General features: G+C 67.0%; 15 protein-coding genes. 8 read left to right on the top strand and 7 right to left on the bottom strand.

Going from position 1 to position 16,485, the window contains the following annotated elements; translation table 11 throughout:
* Positions 1-136 precede the first annotated feature (136 nt).
* Positions 137-985: a LysR substrate-binding domain-containing protein gene (locus BKK80_RS30410; protein WP_071038721.1), complete on the bottom strand. Its 849-nt coding sequence runs from the start codon at positions 983-985 to the stop codon at positions 137-139.
* A gap of 103 nt (positions 986-1,088) precedes the next feature.
* On the opposite strand from BKK80_RS30410, the gene BKK80_RS30405 reads away from it, so the two are divergent.
* Both BKK80_RS30405 and BKK80_RS30400 read left to right on the top strand, forming a co-directional pair.
* Positions 1,089-1,736, top strand: a complete 648-nt coding sequence (locus BKK80_RS30405) for a LysE family translocator (protein ID WP_071018903.1) — start codon at positions 1,089-1,091, stop codon at positions 1,734-1,736.
* A gap of 276 nt (positions 1,737-2,012) precedes the next feature.
* A complete protein-coding gene (locus BKK80_RS30400; protein WP_418235905.1) occupies positions 2,013-4,181 on the top strand; it encodes a penicillin-binding protein 1A in 2,169 nt (722 codons plus the stop codon).
* Positions 4,182-4,252: 71 nt separating this feature from the next.
* Here BKK80_RS30400 and BKK80_RS30395 read toward each other — a convergent pair whose 3' ends face one another.
* Entirely contained in the window at positions 4,253-5,137 is an 885-nt protein-coding gene (locus BKK80_RS30395) for a LysR substrate-binding domain-containing protein (protein ID WP_071072516.1), read from the bottom strand.
* A 132-nt stretch (positions 5,138-5,269) separates the two neighbouring features.
* Between BKK80_RS30395 and BKK80_RS30390 the strand changes: the two genes are divergently transcribed.
* Together BKK80_RS30390 and BKK80_RS30385 are read left to right on the top strand one after the other, a co-directional pair.
* Complete coding sequence (locus BKK80_RS30390) at positions 5,270-6,334, top strand: DMT family transporter (protein ID WP_083384448.1); 1,065 nt, start codon at positions 5,270-5,272, stop codon at positions 6,332-6,334.
* Positions 6,335-6,352: 18 nt separating this feature from the next.
* Complete coding sequence (locus BKK80_RS30385; protein ID WP_071072514.1) at positions 6,353-7,369, top strand: NAD(P)H-dependent flavin oxidoreductase; 1,017 nt, start codon at positions 6,353-6,355, stop codon at positions 7,367-7,369.
* A gap of 74 nt (positions 7,370-7,443) precedes the next feature.
* On the opposite strand, the gene BKK80_RS30380 is transcribed toward BKK80_RS30385, so the two are convergent.
* Positions 7,444-7,908, bottom strand: coding sequence for a YaiI/YqxD family protein (locus tag BKK80_RS30380; protein ID WP_071072512.1), 465 nt, complete (start codon positions 7,906-7,908; stop codon positions 7,444-7,446).
* Between the two features lie 117 nt (positions 7,909-8,025).
* Positions 8,026-8,679: a LysE family translocator gene (locus tag BKK80_RS30375; protein WP_084545817.1), complete on the bottom strand. Its 654-nt coding sequence runs from the start codon at positions 8,677-8,679 to the stop codon at positions 8,026-8,028.
* A 50-nt stretch (positions 8,680-8,729) separates the two neighbouring features.
* On the opposite strand from BKK80_RS30375, the gene BKK80_RS30370 reads away from it, so the two are divergent.
* Complete coding sequence (locus tag BKK80_RS30370) at positions 8,730-9,653, top strand: LysR family transcriptional regulator (protein ID WP_071018916.1); 924 nt, start codon at positions 8,730-8,732, stop codon at positions 9,651-9,653.
* A gap of 95 nt (positions 9,654-9,748) precedes the next feature.
* Here BKK80_RS30370 and BKK80_RS30365 read toward each other — a convergent pair whose 3' ends face one another.
* Positions 9,749-10,723, bottom strand: coding sequence for an alpha/beta fold hydrolase (locus tag BKK80_RS30365; protein ID WP_157903371.1), 975 nt, complete (start codon positions 10,721-10,723; stop codon positions 9,749-9,751).
* A gap of 49 nt (positions 10,724-10,772) precedes the next feature.
* Between BKK80_RS30365 and BKK80_RS30360 the strand changes: the two genes are divergently transcribed.
* On the top strand, positions 10,773-11,222 hold the full coding sequence (locus BKK80_RS30360; RefSeq protein ID WP_335582962.1) for an Rrf2 family transcriptional regulator: 450 nt from the start codon (positions 10,773-10,775) through the stop codon (positions 11,220-11,222).
* Between the two features lie 164 nt (positions 11,223-11,386).
* Here BKK80_RS30360 and BKK80_RS30355 read toward each other — a convergent pair whose 3' ends face one another.
* Complete coding sequence (locus BKK80_RS30355) at positions 11,387-11,821, bottom strand: hypothetical protein (protein ID WP_071072502.1); 435 nt, start codon at positions 11,819-11,821, stop codon at positions 11,387-11,389.
* 392 nt (positions 11,822-12,213) lie between these two features.
* On the opposite strand from BKK80_RS30355, the gene BKK80_RS30350 reads away from it, so the two are divergent.
* Entirely contained in the window at positions 12,214-13,350 is a 1,137-nt protein-coding gene (locus BKK80_RS30350; RefSeq protein ID WP_071072500.1) for a zinc-binding dehydrogenase, read from the top strand.
* Between the two features lie 286 nt (positions 13,351-13,636).
* The gene (locus tag BKK80_RS30345; RefSeq protein ID WP_071038666.1) at positions 13,637-14,206 is read left to right on the top strand and encodes a YbhB/YbcL family Raf kinase inhibitor-like protein; all 570 of its coding nucleotides are present in this window, start codon (positions 13,637-13,639) and stop codon (positions 14,204-14,206) included.
* 175 nt (positions 14,207-14,381) lie between these two features.
* Here the strand turns inward: BKK80_RS30345 and BKK80_RS30340 are convergent, their stop codons facing one another.
* Positions 14,382-16,178, bottom strand: a complete 1,797-nt coding sequence (locus BKK80_RS30340) for a glycoside hydrolase family 15 protein (protein WP_071018923.1) — start codon at positions 16,176-16,178, stop codon at positions 14,382-14,384.
* Positions 16,179-16,485 lie beyond the last annotated feature (307 nt).

Raw genomic sequence — 16,485 nt, 5'->3', positions numbered from 1 at the left:
ACGTTGGGGGGGCTGGCGTGTGCGTGGTGCGTTCGTGGTGCGTTCGTGGGGCGTTCGTGGTGCGTTCGCAGTCGGGCGGACCAAGCAACGCTTACGCTACCACGGGATCTCGGCGCATCGCTGAAGCCCAAGCCGCTCAAACGCGCATCTCAGCCAGGATCTGTTCAGCGAGGAAATCGCAAGGCGGCCGTGCGGAGCGGGCGCTGCGGGCCAGAACGACCTCGAGATCATCCAGGGGCGGCAGCCCTTCGTTCTGCGATAGCTGGACCAGGTGCCCCGGCACGCTGCATCGCGCCAGCGGCGCGATGGCGAGCCCCGCTTCGACCATGCTGAGCACGCCCAACAGGCTTGGGCTCTCGTAGGACATGCGAAACCTGATGTTCTCCCGCTGCAGCGCATGGATGGCATTGGCGCGTGCAGTACTGCCCTGTGCGAACACAGCGAGTGGAAGCGGGCGCTCCTGCCACACTTTTCTTGCCGGCGACCCGGCCCACACCATCGGCTCGTACCGGATGAACTCTCCCGCAATGCCCTTCGCTTTCGTGATGCAGGCCAGGTCCAGCGTGTTGTCCTTGAGCAAGGGAACGAGCGCGCTGCTGGGCAGGCCGATCACCCGGATCTCGACGCGCGGATGAGCGACCGCGAACTTGCCCAGGACCTGTGGCAGCAACGACGAGGCGTAGTCGTCGGGAACGCCGATGGTGACGCGGCCCTTGATCTCCGGACGCACGATCGACGCCCAGGCTTCCTCTCGCATCGCCAGCATTCGGCGGCCATAGTCCAATAGCGTCTTGCCCTCCGCGGTAATCGCGACATTGCGGGTGCTTCGCACGAAGAGCGGTTTTCCCAGCGCTTCTTCAAGTCCCTTGATCTGCATGCTCACTGCCGACGGCGACCGATGCACGGACTCTGCCCCGCGCGCGAACGAACCCGTCTCGGCAACCGCCACCAGCATCTCAAGCACGTCCAGGTCGAGCTTCTTCATTTTGATCAGAAAAGCTGAGTAATGGGTTCAGTTTAATTCGTTTTACTGGAGTGTATGGCAGCCGGATACTAGCAGCGACGATCACTTGGATGAGCCCACGAAAATGCATAGTACGGCGTCGATCTACGGATTCCTGGCGGTTGCCGGAATGCTCGCTGTAACCCCTGGGCCGAACATGGTCTACGTGATGTCGCGCTCGATCGCGCAAGGCCGCATGGCGGGGATGATATCGCTCGCGGGCGTCATGTTCGGATATCTCTTCTATATGTTCGGGGCCGCGTTCGGCATCACGGCGTTCTTCCTCGGCGTGCCTTATGCGGGCAGTGCCTTGGGTGCCGTGGGCGCGCTCTATCTGTTCTATCTGGCGTGGCAGGCCGTGAAGCCGGGTGGCCGCTCTCCCCTGGAGGTGCGCGACCTGCCGCGCGAACGGCCGCGCCGGCTGCTGGTGATGGGGGCAACGACCAGTCTGTTGAATCCCAAGCTCGCGATGATCTTCCTGTCCCTGCTGCCGCAGTTCATCGACTATCAGAACGGCAGCGTTCTCAGGCAATCGCTGGCGCTGGGATCGTCGCTGATCGTCGTGTTCGCCACGGTCAATGGCCTGGTGGCGGTCTGCTCCGGCAGCATGGCGACGCTCCTGTCGCGCCGCCCGGGACTCCTGCTGGCCCAACGCTGGGCGATGGGCCTTGTCCTGGGTGTGCTGGGCATGCACATGGCCGTCGATGCATTGAGGTCGGCGGGCATCTATTGAGGACGTTCGACACCAGCGCGGGGACGCTCCGCGACCGGGTCGGCAAGCGTTGAACCGGCCGCGCTTCTTGCGGAAAAAAAGAAGTCCTGCGGCATAAGGCTCGCCTCTTGTTGTCAACGCGAAACAAATGTAATCGTCTGTAAATGCGGCGCGCTGCAGTCGCAACCTGACAACGGCAACGCGCTTGCGCTTTGGTACGATCCGGCCCTTTCCGCCAGCGCCCCCGCCCCAGTGAATAGCCGCTATGTATCGTTGCTTCGAGAGCACTGCGCCCGCTTGCTCGCCCGCATCCGGCCGTTGCTCGCCGCCGGCAGCGCAGCGGCCGGGCGTGCTGTCAGCAGCGCACTGCGCCGCCTGCGTCACCCGACGCGGCGCGGCATCGTGCTTGCACTCCTTGCCGTGCCAGCGCTGTTCGTGGCGTTCGTGCTGGCGCTCGTGCCGTACACGCCGGGCATGGGCGACATCCGCAAGGCCCGCATCGACCGGCCGGCGTTGATTGTGTCGGCCGACGGCCGGCTGCTCGACCAGTTCAAGCCGGTCAATCGCGAGTGGGTGCCGCTCAGGCGGATCTCACCCTATATGGTCGACGCCTTGGTCGCGACCGAGGACCGCCGCTTCTACGAGCACCATGGCATCGACTGGAGGCGTACCGCGTCGGCAGCATTGCATACGTTCTCGGGCGACCGGCAGGGCGGCTCATCGATCACCCAGCAGCTGGCTCGCAACCTGTATCCGGACGAGATCGGCCGCGCGCCGACCCTCACGCGCAAGCTCAAGGAAGCGATCACGGCGTTCAAGATCGAATCCGTGTACAGCAAGGACCAGATCCTCGAGACCTACCTGAACACGGTGCCGTTCCTGTACAACGCCTACGGCGTGGAAATGGCCGCACGCACCTACTTCGGCAAATCCGCCGATCGGCTCGACGTTCTCGAAAGCGCGACCCTGGTCGGCATGCTGAAGGCCAACAGCACCTACAACCCCGTGCTGAATCCCGAGCGCGCCTTGCAGCGGCGCAATACGGTGCTGGGGCAGATGGACAAGTACGGCAAGCTCAAGCCCGGTGGCTACGCATGGCTGGTGCGGCAACCACTCAACGTCGATTTCGAGCCGCAGAGCGCACCACCGGGCGTCGCCCCGCATTTCTCGGCCCAACTGCGCAAGTGGTTGAGCGCATGGGCCGGGCGGAACGGCTACAACATCTATGCCGACGGACTGGTGGTGCGCACCACCATCGATTCCCGCCTGCAGGGGATGGCCACGCAGGCGATGGCCTGGCAGACCAATCAGTTGCAAGCGATCGCCAACGAGGCGTGGGATGAGCGGACGGGATGCTGGCCGGGCAATGAGCTGTTCCAGGCCTTCATGCGGCAGACGGCGGAGTACCGCGCCGCGCGCGACGGGGGGCAGACGGACCAGGCCGCGCTGAGGAGGCTCGCGGCGAATCCTGCATTCGTCCGCGCGCTGTGCCGGAGCAAGACGCAGGTCCAGGCGGGCTTCGTCGCGATCGATCCGCGCAACGGCGACATCAAGGCCTGGGTCGGCAGCCGCGATTTCCGCGAAGTGCCGTTCGATCATGTGCAACAGGCCCGGCGCCAGCCCGGTTCGACCTTCAAGCCCTTCCTCTACGGCGCGGCCTTCGCGGATGGCGCACGGCCGAGCGATACCTTCGTCGACCGGGATGTCGCCATTCCATTGAGCGGGCATGCGGTCTGGCGGCCGGCCGACGCGGAACCGCCCAGCGGCCGGCCGATGACGCTGCGTGACGCGCTGGCTTACTCGCGCAATCGCATCACCGCCCAGCTCATGCAGAAGGAGCGCCCCGAGAAGGTCGCGCAGCTCGCGCGCGCGATGGGCGTGCGCGAGAGTTCGCTCGAAGCCGTACCGTCGCTCGCGCTCGGCACGAGCCCGGTCACGCTGAAGGAAATGGTCTCGGCGTACAGCACCATCGCGAACCGCGGCGCCTATATTGAACCGCGCATGGTCACGCGCATCGAGAATCATGACGGCCAGGTGCTCGCCGAATTCCCGAGCGCCGTGCCCGAACGGGCGCTGCCTGCCGGTGCGGCCCAGGTGCTCGTCGACGTCATGCGCGACGTGATCAGCCGTGGCACGGGCAACGGCATCCGGTCGCGCTTCCGGATCTACGCGGATGTGGCCGGCAAGACCGGCACGACGCAGGACAATGCGGATAGCTGGTTCATCCTGATGCATCCGCAACTGGTCGCGGGCGCCTGGGTGGGATTCGACGATGGACGCGTGACGCTCGGCGACTACTGGGGGCAGGGCGCGCACAGCGCCCTGCCGATGGTTGGCGCCTTCTACGACATGGCGCTGCGCGCGCGGGTGATCGACGCGGGCGCGCGGCTCGGGCCGGAGTCTCGGCCGCCGCGCGTGACCCATCCGCGCAAGCAGCAGCGGCACTTCTTCTTCTGGCCGTTCTGACGGGGGATCGCCGTCGGCCCGTTCCGGACCGGCGCGGCGGGATCCTTCACCGACGCCAGCGCCTCTGGCATTCAATAGCCGGGAGGCGGCAGGCTCTCGGACAACGTCTGGACCAGGATGGTCTTCAGCCGCTCGGCGGCGGGCGATAGCGCGCGGCCTGCGTCATGCAGGGCCAGTCGTATGGTCGGAACGGGCGGAAGGCCGGAGCTTGCGTCCAGTACGGTCAACGAGCGCGGCAGCCCCAGCGCCGTGCGCAAGGTAATGCCCAGGCCTGCGTCGACAGCGGCCCAGAGCCCATGGAGGCTGGAGCTGGTGAAAGCGGTGTGCCAGGCGACTCCCGCCTTGTCGAGCGCCTCGATGCAGGCCTGGCGGAAGAAGCAGGGGGCCGCATACACGACCAGCGACAACGGCTGTCCAGGCTTGAACTCCGCCTGGCCCGCGGCAGGACCGATCCAGGTCATCGGCAAGGTGGCAAGCAGCTCGCCGTCGTGCCGCGCGTCCCCGCCGAACGCCAGGGCAAGGTCGAGCTGGCCCTTGTCCAGGCGTTCGAGCAGCAGCGCATTGCGTTCTACGATGGCCTCGATCAGGACGGCGGGGTGGGCCCGCTTGAACTGACCCAGCACCTTCGGCAGCCACGTCTCGGCGAGATCGCTCGGCACGCCGAAGCGCACCGCACCCGCGACCGACATCCCGCGCACGGCCGAGACCGCCTCGTCGTTCAGGTCGAGAATCCGCCGCGCGTAGCTGAGGATCACGTCTCCCGCTTCGGTCGGTGCGAGCCCCCGTCCCTCCTTGCGGAACAAGGGCTCGCCGATCTGTTCCTCGAGCTTGCGGATCTGCTGGCTCACCGCCGACTGCGAGCGGCCGATGTGGTCGGCTGCGCGATTGAAGCTGCCGAGGTCCTGTGCGGCCACCAGGGTGCGCAGGATATCCATGTCGAGATTGGGCCGGATCATAGTTCAGTTCTTCGAAACTGTTCGATAAGAAATATCCAATTTTCTTAATGATAGGGAACTCCTACCATCCGAGCAATGGAGGAGCGAGCCAGCCGGCCGACGCTCTCCCGATACGAGGAGGTAGAAAATCCCATGTCCGTGGAACCATCGGAAACCGTCGCAGCCGCTGCCAGCCCCGGGCGCCTGGCTTCCCGCCCGCCGTCGGCGGGAACAGATTCCGCAAGGCGGCAAGGAGCGTCCCGCCTGCCCTCCGGCGGCTATGCCAAAGGCGTGCTGTGCTGCGTTGTCGCGACGCTCTCCTTCGGGATCATGTTTCCCGTCATGTCCAGCGCGCTGACGCGGATCGATCCGTTCACCTTCACGTCGCTGCGCTATTTGACGGCCGGCATGGCATTCCTTGTACTGCTGGTCTCGACCGAGGGACGCTCCGCGCTCCACGCCGACGGGCAGTCGATGCTGCTGGCCTGGTTCCTGGGGACGGTGGGCTTCGCCGGCTTCGGCTTTCTGGTGTTCCTCGGCCAGCAGATTGCCGGCAGGGATGGCGCCCTGACTGCCTCGATCATGATGGCGACCCAACCGATGCTCGGCCTGGTCGTGAACTCGATCGGCCGGCGCGTTCTGCCGCCGCGCTTTTCGCTGCTGTTTATCCTGCTGTCCTTCTGCGGCGTGATCCTGGTTGTCACCAAAGGCGATATCGCCGGCCTTCTCGGCGAACCGCAGAGCTACGCCGCGAACGTGCTCATCGTGCTCGGCGCCCTGTGCTGGGTGATCTACACCTTCAGCGCGAGCTTCTTCACCCGCTGGTCGGCCTTGAAATACACGACCATCACCACCGGGCTCGGGCTTCTGAGCATCGTCTCGATCAACGGCGTCCTGTTGGCCCGGCACGTCATTCCCGTCCCCGGCAAGGCCGACCTGCTCGCCATCCTGCCCCATCTTCTCTACATGGGACCCGTCGCCGGATTCGTCGGCATTCTCTGCTGGAATCTCGGCAACCGCATCCTCACGCCGCTGAACGGCGTCCTGTTCATGGATGTCGTGCCGATCACGACCTTTCTCGTATCGGCCATGGAAGGCATCGTGCCGACCGATATGCAGATTGCCGGGGCGTGCATGACCGGTGCCGCGCTGGTCTTGAACAACATCTACCTGCGCCAACGTGCCCGTCGGCCCGTGCGTGCGGCTTCCGATCTCTGATGCCCGGGAAACCCGATCATGTGGAATGAAACCGATGTCAGCCGGAAGCTCGCCATCCGCTATCCGATCATCCAGGGCCCATTCGGCGGCGGGCTGTCGTCCGTCGCGCTTGTGGCGGCCGTCTCGAACGCCGGTGGGCTGGGATCGTATGGTCTGCATACGACAGCCCCGGATGCCATCCAGGACCTCGCGAGCAAGATCCGCGCGGCCACCGATCAGCCCTTTGCCTTCAATCTGTGGATTCCCGAATCCGACCGCGATCCCGTGCTCGATGCCGCTGCCTTCGATCGCTTCCTTGCGCCGCTGCGCCCCTACTATCGGGAGCTCGGCGCTGCCATCCCCGCTCTCCCGACCCGTTTCGGCCACGACTACGCGCAGCAGATCGAAGCCGTTCTCGAGGCGCGGCCGCCAGTACTGAGCTTCGTCTTCGGCCTCCCGTCTCCCGCGATCCTGCGCGCGTGCCAGCGGCGGAATATCGTCACCGTGGGCACGGCGACCACCGTGGACGAAGCGATCCTGCTGGAGGCGGCGGGTTTGGATTGCATCGTTGCCAGCGGCTTCGAGGCCGGCGGCCATCGGGGCTCGTTCCTGCGTACTCCCGAGGCATCCCTGACCGGCGTCTTCGCCCTGGTGCCGCAGATTGCCGATCGCGTCAAGATTCCCGTCATCGCCGCCGGCGGCGTGGCGGATGGCCGCGGCATCGTGGCCGCGCTGGCGCTCGGGGCGCAGGGTGTCCAGATCGGAACGGCATTCCTGGCGTGCGACGAGTCAGGTGCCAGCCCCGCGCATCGGGAAAAGCTCCTCAGCCCTGACGCAAGACGCACCGTTCTGACGAGGGCGTTCACCGGGCGGCTGGCCCGCAACATCGCGAACCGCTTCACCAGGGATCGCGGGTCGATTCCGGCATGCAAACGGCGCCATTGCTCGCTCGATCTGCGCCATTGGCGGTCCCGGAGATCTGCTTTCTCCTGGGCGAGGCAGGCAATGGACGACGTCCTGGTTTTCGTCCTGGCCCAACGCTCCGGCGGACTGTAGCCGGCCGGCAAGCAACCGTCGATCGCACCGCCATGCGAGCCGGCCCACGCTCGCATGGCGGTGCCAGCCACGCCTCAGGCGGGCGACCCTGGCGGCGTGCGGCGTGCCAGGAAGCGGTCCAGCTGGCTGGCGAAGGCCTTGCCATCCTGTGGGGTGTAGGGGGCCGGGCCGCCGGTATCGATGCCCGAGGCGCGCAGCTGGTCCATCACCTCGCGCATGGTCAGGCGCTCCTGGATGTTCTCGCGGCTGAACCAGGTGCCTCTCGGGTCGAGCACGTGGGCGCCCTTGTCGAGGGCGGCGGCGGCCAGGGGGATATCCGCGGTGATCACGAGGTCGCCGCTGCCGGCCAGTTCGACGATGCGGTCATCGGCGGCGTCGAATCCCGCCGGCACCTGCAGTGCCTTGATAAAGCGGGAAGGCGGCGTGCGCAGATACTTGTTGGCGACCAGCGTGACGGGCACTTCGACACGCTGCGCGGCCCGGTACAGCATTTCCTTGACGACAACCGGGCAGGCGTCTGCGTCAACCAGTACTTGCATCGTGGGATTTCCAATGGAGGGGAGGGAGCGCCCATCTTACCGCCTGCGCGCATCCCGATGGTGCGCCAAGGTCCGCTGCGTGCCTACCGCCGCCATTGGAGCCCACGTGATCCCTGTCTAGGGCAGCCACATCGCGACGATCGACAGCGCAAGGAGCAGCGCCAAGGTCCCGTTGAGACAACGCCATTGCGCTTCGCTGCGCAGGAGGCGGGCGAAGGCCTGGCCTGCCCAGCACCATAGCGAGAGCGAAACCATGGCGGCCGCGGCGAAGGAAAGCCCGAGCAGCGCGCCGAGTTGCAGCGGACTGTGGGCCATGGTCGCGAACGAGGCCGCGGCGCCGAGCGTCATGGTCCAGCCTTTGGGGTTGTGCCAGAGCATCCAGACGCCGCTGGCGAAGCCGGCCGGTTTGCGTAGCGGCGAGCCGACATGGGGAGATGAACTGCGTCCGATGCGCCAGGCCAGCCAGACGAGATAGATCGAGCCGACCAGCTTCAGGGCCATCTGCAGGGCCGGGCTGGCGAGCATGACGGCGCCCAGGCCGGCGGCGGCCGCCGCCGCCATCGAGCCGAGTCCGGCCGCGATGCCGGTCATGTAGGGCAAGGAGCGCCGATAGCCGAAATGGGCTCCCGATGCCGTTGCCAGCGTCGTGGCGCCACCCGGCGTGGCGGTGGCGACCATGACGAAGACGAGCAATGGCAGGTAGTCTCGGATCGGCACGGGATGGCCTCTTTCTGCTGTTCGGAATCCTCTTTTTACGCGCATACTTGGCATTACGAAAGCGAAACTGTCTGATGCTTTCCATTAGGCTCTCTAATGATGAAATGACACGCAACCTCGACATCGCCCTGCTTCGGGCCTTCGTTGCCGTGGCCGACCACGGCAGCATGACAGCCGCTGGCCGCATGCTGCACTTGACGCAAGGCGCCATCAGCCAGCAGATCGGGCGGCTCGAAGCGCAGGCCGGTCCGCTATTCGCGCGGGATCATCGTGCCTTGCGCCTCACCACGGAGGGGGAGCGATGGCTCGGCCCGTCCCGGCACCTGCTGGCGGTCCATGACGCGCTGCGGGACGAGATGAAGGGAGGCACGATTGAAGGATCAGTGCGCCTGGGCGCGCCGCAGGATCTCGTTGCTGCCAGGCTCGGTCCGATCCTGAAGGGGTTTTCGCTGGATCATCCCCGCGTCGAACTGACCCTTGTCTGCGCCACGTCGACGGAATTGCTGAGAACCCTCAAGCGGGGGGAGGTCGACATCGCGCTGGTCGAGGAGCTACCTGGGGCCGCGCGCGGCGAATGCCTGGCCGTGGAGCGCCTGGTATGGGTCGGGGCAAGAGGGGGCACCGCTTTCCGCAGGAGCCGGCTGCCGGTTTCCCTGGTCGACGAAGCGTGCGTGTTCCGGCCGGCGGTGCTCGATGCGCTGCGCAAGTGTGGACGGCCCTGGCGGACCGTGTTCGAGAGCGGCAGCATCGACGCGACCGCCGCCACGGTGCGGGCCGATCTCGCCGTGACGGCATCCCTGGCTTCAACCGTGCCGTCGGAGTTCGACATCCTGGCGCCGGAATGCGGGCTGCCGGAGCTGCCGGCCTTCGCGATCCATCTTCATGTCGCCGGTGGCCCGGCTTCTGCTGCCGCGCTCGCACTGGGTCGATCGATCCGGGAGGACTTTGCCCGGGGTCCCGATGTGGTGAGGGTCCTGCAAGATGGCACGGCGAAGGCCCGGCGAGGAAGGCTGGTGCCACAGGCCTGAAGCGGCTGCGGCGGGCTGCCTGTCTGGCCGGTGCACCTGCAGGCATCAAGCGCCAGGCCGGCATCACTCCCGTTTCCATCCGCGGCGAGCGGCTGCTACAGACTGCGCAGGAACGCGATCAAGGCGTCGTTGACATGGCCGGGGGCTTCCTGCTGCAGCCAGTGGCCCGCGCGCGGAATGATGCGGGAATCGCGCAGATCGGGGACGAGCTTCGGCATGGCGCCGATGATGTCGCGCATGCCCGGAATCGCCAGGCCGGGGTCCCGCTCGCCGACAAGATACAGGGCAGGAACCTGGACGAGCAGGCCGTTGAAGGCCGCTTGCAGATCCCAGTTCCGATCCAGGTTACGGTAATAGCTCAGGCCGCCGCGAAACCCGGACGCCTGGAACGCGCTCACCAAGGCATCGAAGTCAGCGCCGTCGAGCCAGCCGGGTAGCGAGGCGGGGTCGGGCAGGGCATCGAGGAGCCCCGCCCCGCGCGCAACCAGTCCGAAGGGATTGGGGGTCTGGGCGTCGCGCGGACCGGCCTCGCCCGATGCCCAGAAATAGATCCTTCGCAGGGTAGTGGCGACATCCTGCTCGAACTCGCGCTCGGCCTGCCCAGCCTGGGCAAAGTAATGCGTGTAGAACCACGCCTGCCCGGTCAGCGGAAAAAGCCGGCTTGGCGCCAGCGGGGCCCGGGCCATCATGGGGACGCCGAGCGCCGCAACGGCGCGGAAGCGATCGGGGCGCAGTTGTGCGGCTTGCCAGGCGACGGTTGCCCCCCAATCGTTGCCGACCACCGTCGCGTTGGCTTGTCCGAGCGTGTCCAGGATTCCCACGAGGTCGCCGACGATGTCCAGGGTCGAGTACTGCTGTGGGTTCATCGGACAGTCGCTGGCGCCGTAGCCGCGCAGATCGGGGGCAACGGCGTGGAATCCGGCATTGGACAAGGCCGCCAGCTGATGCCGCCACGCGTACGACGTCTCGGGGAACCCGTGGAGCAGCAGTACCAGCGGCCCGGCGCCCTGGGAGGCAACGTGCAGGCGGACGCCGTTGGTTTCGATCAAGGACTGGGTGAATGCCGGCACGATCACGCTCCGATAGTTTGCTTAATCTCACGCGAAATCGTAACATCAAATGTCACGGATCCACTACCTCAAGAGAATGCAACGAGATACGCGGCTGGCCCGGCTTCTGCACGTGCTCATTCATATGCACCTGCGCGGCGGTATGACCACCTCCGACACGATCGCCCAAATGCTGCACACCCAGCCGTCACTGGTTCGGCGCACCATGGCGGCGCTGCGCGAAGCCGGTTATGTCGAGTCGATTGCCGGCCCGAAGGGGGGCTGGGCTCTTTGCCGTGGGCTCGGCGAACTGACGGTGCGGGACATCTATGCCGCGATCGCGCATAAGAGTGCGTTCGCGCTCGGTGCGGCGAATGACAATCCGGCCTGCCCGGTGGAATCCGCTGTCAATCAGGTCCTCGAGGATGCGCTGGGTGCGGCGGAGGAGGCCCTGCTGCGGCGCCTCGCGCAGGTACGCCTTGCCGACCTGGCGCGGCGTGTGAAGGCCTCGACAGCTTGACCGGTGCCTGCGGATGCGACGACGAGTCTCGATTCCGTCGTGGTCGTTTGACGAGGTTCGTCCAGCAACCAAGAAACTCGACTGCAGGCGGCCGCACGGCGGGTCTCGCCCGGGTGTCCCCTGAGGAACGGTGCAGACCCGCAGACGCTCCGCCCGGCGCGCATTCAGCGGCGCTCGGTAACCGGGCCCTCCGCGCCCACGCGTCCGACGGCCCCGATGGGGCCATCGACGGTGATCGGGCCATGCGCCTCCAGATCGCCGTGCACGACCAGCGGACCGTGCACGGTCAGCGGGCCGCGAATCGTGTTGTCGCCCCAGAACCTGCGTGCAGCGGGTTCGCCGCGAGGAATCCGTTCGATCCATGCCGCCGTGACCGGGCCGCGCGCATAGATGTCCCCGGCCACCGTCAGCGAGCCATCGACGGTCACCGGCCCGAGGACGAGGAGCGACCCGTTGATGCTGAGCGGCCCTGTGACGACGGGCTGGGCATCGGCCGACGCGACGAAGGCGGCCGCCGCGAGCATGACCGCGCCGGCCGCCATGCTCCGCGCCAGTCTGGATGCAACGCCTTGTTCGAGTCTCGCCATGGAGCGCTCCATGCCGTCTCCTTGCCGGAGCGGCCCGCGCGCTCGTCGGCCAGCCGCGCGAGGCGCGAAGCACGATGCGCGAGGGCCGGCTGCCGCACAGGCAGCCTTCGTCCGTACTTTCCAGTCTAGCCGGAGAGGTGGCGAACACAAGCACCTGTGCTGCGGCAACGTTCTCGGGGGGGGGGATGGCCGGACGGCTGACCGCCGGCGGATCGATCGATCCACCACTATCCCCACTATTCCCACTATCAGTGCGGTGCATGAGGGCCTGTCGGCTGACGCATGGCCTGATTTTCCGGCCCAGTACGGGGTTTGCCGGAACTTGCTACATTGCTGACTGCCGGCGAAGACAGCCCCCGCTGCCGCCCCGTTCACCACAAACCGACAGGCCAAGGAGACATCGAATGCCCACCGCACTTCAACTTCGTTCGCAGATCCAGCGCAGCGGCGAACTCCAGCTGTCGCTGGACAGCATCGACGTGCCGCAGCCCGGCCCGGATGAAGTGCTCATCCGCATGGAAGCCTCACCCCTCAACCCGTCGGATCTGGGCCTGCTGTTCGGTGCAGCCGACATGAGCACGGCCAAGGCCAGCGGCACGGCCGAGCGCCCCGTCGTCACCGCGCGCGTGCCGGAAGCCGCGATGCGCAGCATGGCGGGCCGCCTGGATGCCTCCATGCCGGTTGGCAACGAGGGCGCGGGCGTGGTCGTCGAGGCCGGCTCGTCCCCTGCGGCGCAAGCCTTGATCGGCAAGACCGTGGCCGCCATCGGCGGTGCGATGTACTCGCAGTACCGCTGCGTTCCCGTCGACCAGTGCCTGGTCCTGCCCGAAGGCGCCACGGCGGCGGATGGCGCGTCGTCATTCGTCAACCCGCTCACCGCGCTGGGCATGGTCGAGACCATGCGGCTCGAGGGGCATAGCGCCCTGGTGCACACCGCCGCGGCCTCCAACCTGGGCCAGATGCTCAACCGGATCTGTCTCAAGGATGGCATCCAGCTGGTGAACATCGTGCGCAAGCAGGAGCAGGCGGACCTGCTCAAGGCGCAAGGTGCGGTCTACGTCTGCAACGCCGCGTCGCCCACCTTCATGCAGGACCTCACCGAGGCACTCGTCGCCACGGGCGCGACCACCGCCTTCGATGCCACGGGCGGCGGCAAGCTCGGCGGCCAGATCCTCACCTGCATGGAAGCGGCCTTGAACAGGACGGCCAGAGAGTACAGCCGCTATGGCTCGACCACCCACAAGCAGGTCTACCTCTACGGCGGCCTGGACACCAGCCCGACCGAGTTCAGCCGCAACTTCGGCATGGCCTGGGGCATGGGCGGCTGGCTGCTGTTCCCGTTCCTGCAGAAGATCGGGCGCGAGCGGGCCAACGCGCTGAAGCAACGCGTGGTGGCGGAACTGAAGACCACCTTTGCCAGCCACTACTCGAAGGAGATCTCGCTGGCCGAGGTGCTGGACCTGGACGTCATCGCCGTCTACAACAAGCGCGCGACGGGGGAGAAGTTCCTGATCAACCCGAACAAGGGCCTGGCCGGATGAATGGCCCCGGGGCGCCTTGCGCGCCCACGGTGCGAGTAGCCGGCCGCTGCGTCACATCCCGTGGCGGGGCGACGATGCCACGCTGGTGCGCCCCCGGGCGATGGGCGTCTGCGATACGCTGCGATCGGGATTTTCCCTTGGGCCAAAGGGTCCAACGCATGATTGCGCTGCAAGCGAAAATGGCCATGCCGTCTGCGCTGCCGTCGTCGCGCGCTGCGGGCATGCAGCCGCCGCGGCGGGATCGCACGCCTTGCCCGCAGCGTCCGCACCTCACCGGAGGATACGCATGATACTCACCAGACATCTCTGCGCGCCGGTCGCCGGCGCGCTGCTCCTGCTGGGCGGCGCCACCGCCCACGCGGCCGGCATGCAGATATCTTCCACGTCGTTTGCCGACGCGGGCACCATCGCCTCCCGCTATGCCAATGACGGCGCCGACAGCGGCGGCGCTGCCTGTGGCGGCAAGGGGGTCTCGCCCCAGTTGTCCTGGGCCAACCTGCCAGCCGGTACCAGGTCCCTGGCCATCATGATGTGGGATCCCGATGGCGCGGGCGGGATGGGCGTCTCGCACTGGGTTGCCTACAACGTCGCACCGGAACGCGGGCAGTTGAAGGAGGGCGATGGCAAGGGCGGCGGACATGGCATCACGCTCGGCAAGAACGTCGGCGACGAAGCCGCGTATCGCGGCCCATGCCCGACCGTCGGCGACCTGCCGCACCATTACACGATCACCGTGATCGCGACCAGGCTGGAGCCCGATGCGTTGCCGCCCGGGTTGACCCGGGATGAGCTGTTCGCGGCCCTCAAGGGCCATACGCTCAGCGCCATGAGCATCGTGGGGCGGTACGGGCGCTAGTTGTGAAGCGTCAAGGCGTTATTGCCTGACGCTGGAAGTCGGGACATGGGCGCAAGGCCGCCGATGGAGTTCGAGGCGGATCGAAGCTGGCAGGGTGCCGCTGCCGGGGCACGCGTGGCACCATTGCGCCGGCCGTGGCCGATTCGCCAGTGCCACCGGAGCCGCCGTGCAGGGGTCAAGACGATGCGCCCAGCCTGTCGAGCAGGAGCGCCGTATTGACCAAGGCGATGTGCGACAAGGCCTGCGGAAAGTTTCCAGCCATATGGCGCCTGCGCGGATCGAACTCTTCGGCCAGCAGGCCCACCCCGTTGCACAAGCGGAGCATGCGTTCGAACAGCTCGCGCGCCTGTTGCAGGCGCCCGGCCAGGGCATAGGCATCGGCCAGCCAGAAGCTGCAGGCCAGGAAGGCTCCCTCGTCTCCCGGCAGACCGTCCGGCGCCGCCTCACTGGTATAGCGGCGCACCAGGCCGTGCGCCATCAGGTCCCGTTCGACCGCCTCGATGGTGCCGAGCATGCGGGGGTCGTCGCCCTCGATGAAGCCCAGCATCGGCAGCAGCAGCAGGCTGGCGTCGGTGGCGTCGCCGCCGTAGCATTGGACGAAGCAGCGGCGCGCGGCATTGTATCCGTGGGCGAGAACGTCGGACCGGATCGCCGCCCGCAGCGCACGCCAGCGGGACACCGGGCCTGGCCAGTCGTGCATCTCCACGGTCTTGATGGCCCGGTCCAGTGCCACCCAGGCCATGGCCTTGGAGAAGGTGAAAGGATGACCGCCGCTGCGTACTTCCCAGATTCCCTGGTCCGGTAGCGTCCAGATCGATTCCAGATGGCCGATCAGCGCTCGCTGCAGTGCCCAGGAGGCCGGGTCGTGGCGCAGGCCGCCCAGCCGTGCGTGGTACAGGGCATCCATGACTTCGCCATACACGTCCAGCTGGAGCTGGGTCGCGGCAAGATTGCCCACCCGCACCGGGCGCGCGCCGCGGTAACCGGGAAGCCAGTCCAGTTCCCTCTCCCACAGATGGCGCTCGCCGCCGAGGCCATACATGATCTGAGCCTGGCCAGGGCTGCCGGCCACGGTACGGGTCAGCCAGTTGCGCCAGGCCTCGGCTTCCTCGTAGTAGCCGGCGGACATCAGCGCCAGCAAGGTGCGCGTGGCATCGCGCAACCAGCAGTAGCGGTAGTCCCAGTTACGCACGCCGCCGGGCACTTCCGGCAGGGAAGTGGTCGGTGCCGCGACCACGCCTCCGGTCGGACGGTACGTCAGCGCCTTGAGCGTGAGCAGCGAACGACGGACGGGTTCCTGCCAGATTCCGCCGACCGTACAGCGGTCGGACCAGCGCTGCCACCAGCGATCCGTCCGTTCAAGCTCGCGCAGCGCATCGAGCGCGACGGGCAAGGCCAGGTGCGAGGGCGAACAGGTGAAGAGGAACGGTACGTCCTGGCCGGCCTCGACGGAGAATTCGCCAATGGTGGCCAGCCCCCGGCCTTGCAGCGGTATCGGCGTGCGCAATATCACCATGTCCGGGCCGGCTACGGCTTGCAGGCCCGGTTCGTGCGCAAGCCGTGTGACCCAGGGAACGGTGGCGCCGTAGTCGAAGCGCAAGGTCAGGTCCATCCGCATGCGTACCGTGCCGCGCAGGCCGCGCACGATGCGGATCACATCGGAACGCGTACCGTGCGGCGTACCGTTCCGGCGCAGCGGCATGAAGTCGATCAAGGCGGCTTCGCCATCGCCTTGATCGAAGACCGTTTCCAGTACCAGGCTGCCGGGATGATAGTGCTGCCGCATGCTGGCGCCCGGCGCGGCCGGGGCCAGGCGCCAGCGGCCTTGCTCGCGGGTCCCCAGCAGCGCGGCCAGGCAGGCCGGCGCGTCGAAGCGCGGCAGGCATAGCCAGTCCAGGCTGCCTCTGCGGCTGACCAGTGCGGCCGTTTCGCAATTCCCGATCAGGGCATAGTCTTCGATGGCCGCTGGCATGGGCAATCCTCCGTCGAGCAGGGCGGTGCGGCCGCCAAGGCGAGATTCCACGCGCAACGCGCGATCCTGGATCTCATGCGCTGCATCTGCGCAGGCGTGCGGGGCGCAAGACCGCCCGGCTGAGTGGTACAACGCTGTTCCGCCAGGCCGGCGCCAGCGCTCCATAATTGGAATCCGGCTTCGCGATGATGGTTCCGGCGATACCGGGCGCCCGCTGTCCGGCGCGTGCGAAGGCGTCGTGGCCGGCCGGGACGGTCACGCTGCGGTGCGCGCAGTACGTGCAGTACGTGCAGTACGTAGGACCGAC

Source organism: Cupriavidus malaysiensis, from assembly GCF_001854325.1.
Lineage (GTDB): Bacteria > Pseudomonadota > Gammaproteobacteria > Burkholderiales > Burkholderiaceae > Cupriavidus > Cupriavidus malaysiensis.
Note: the sequence above shows the minus strand (reverse complement) of the source record. Positions and strands in the feature narration are given on the sequence as shown.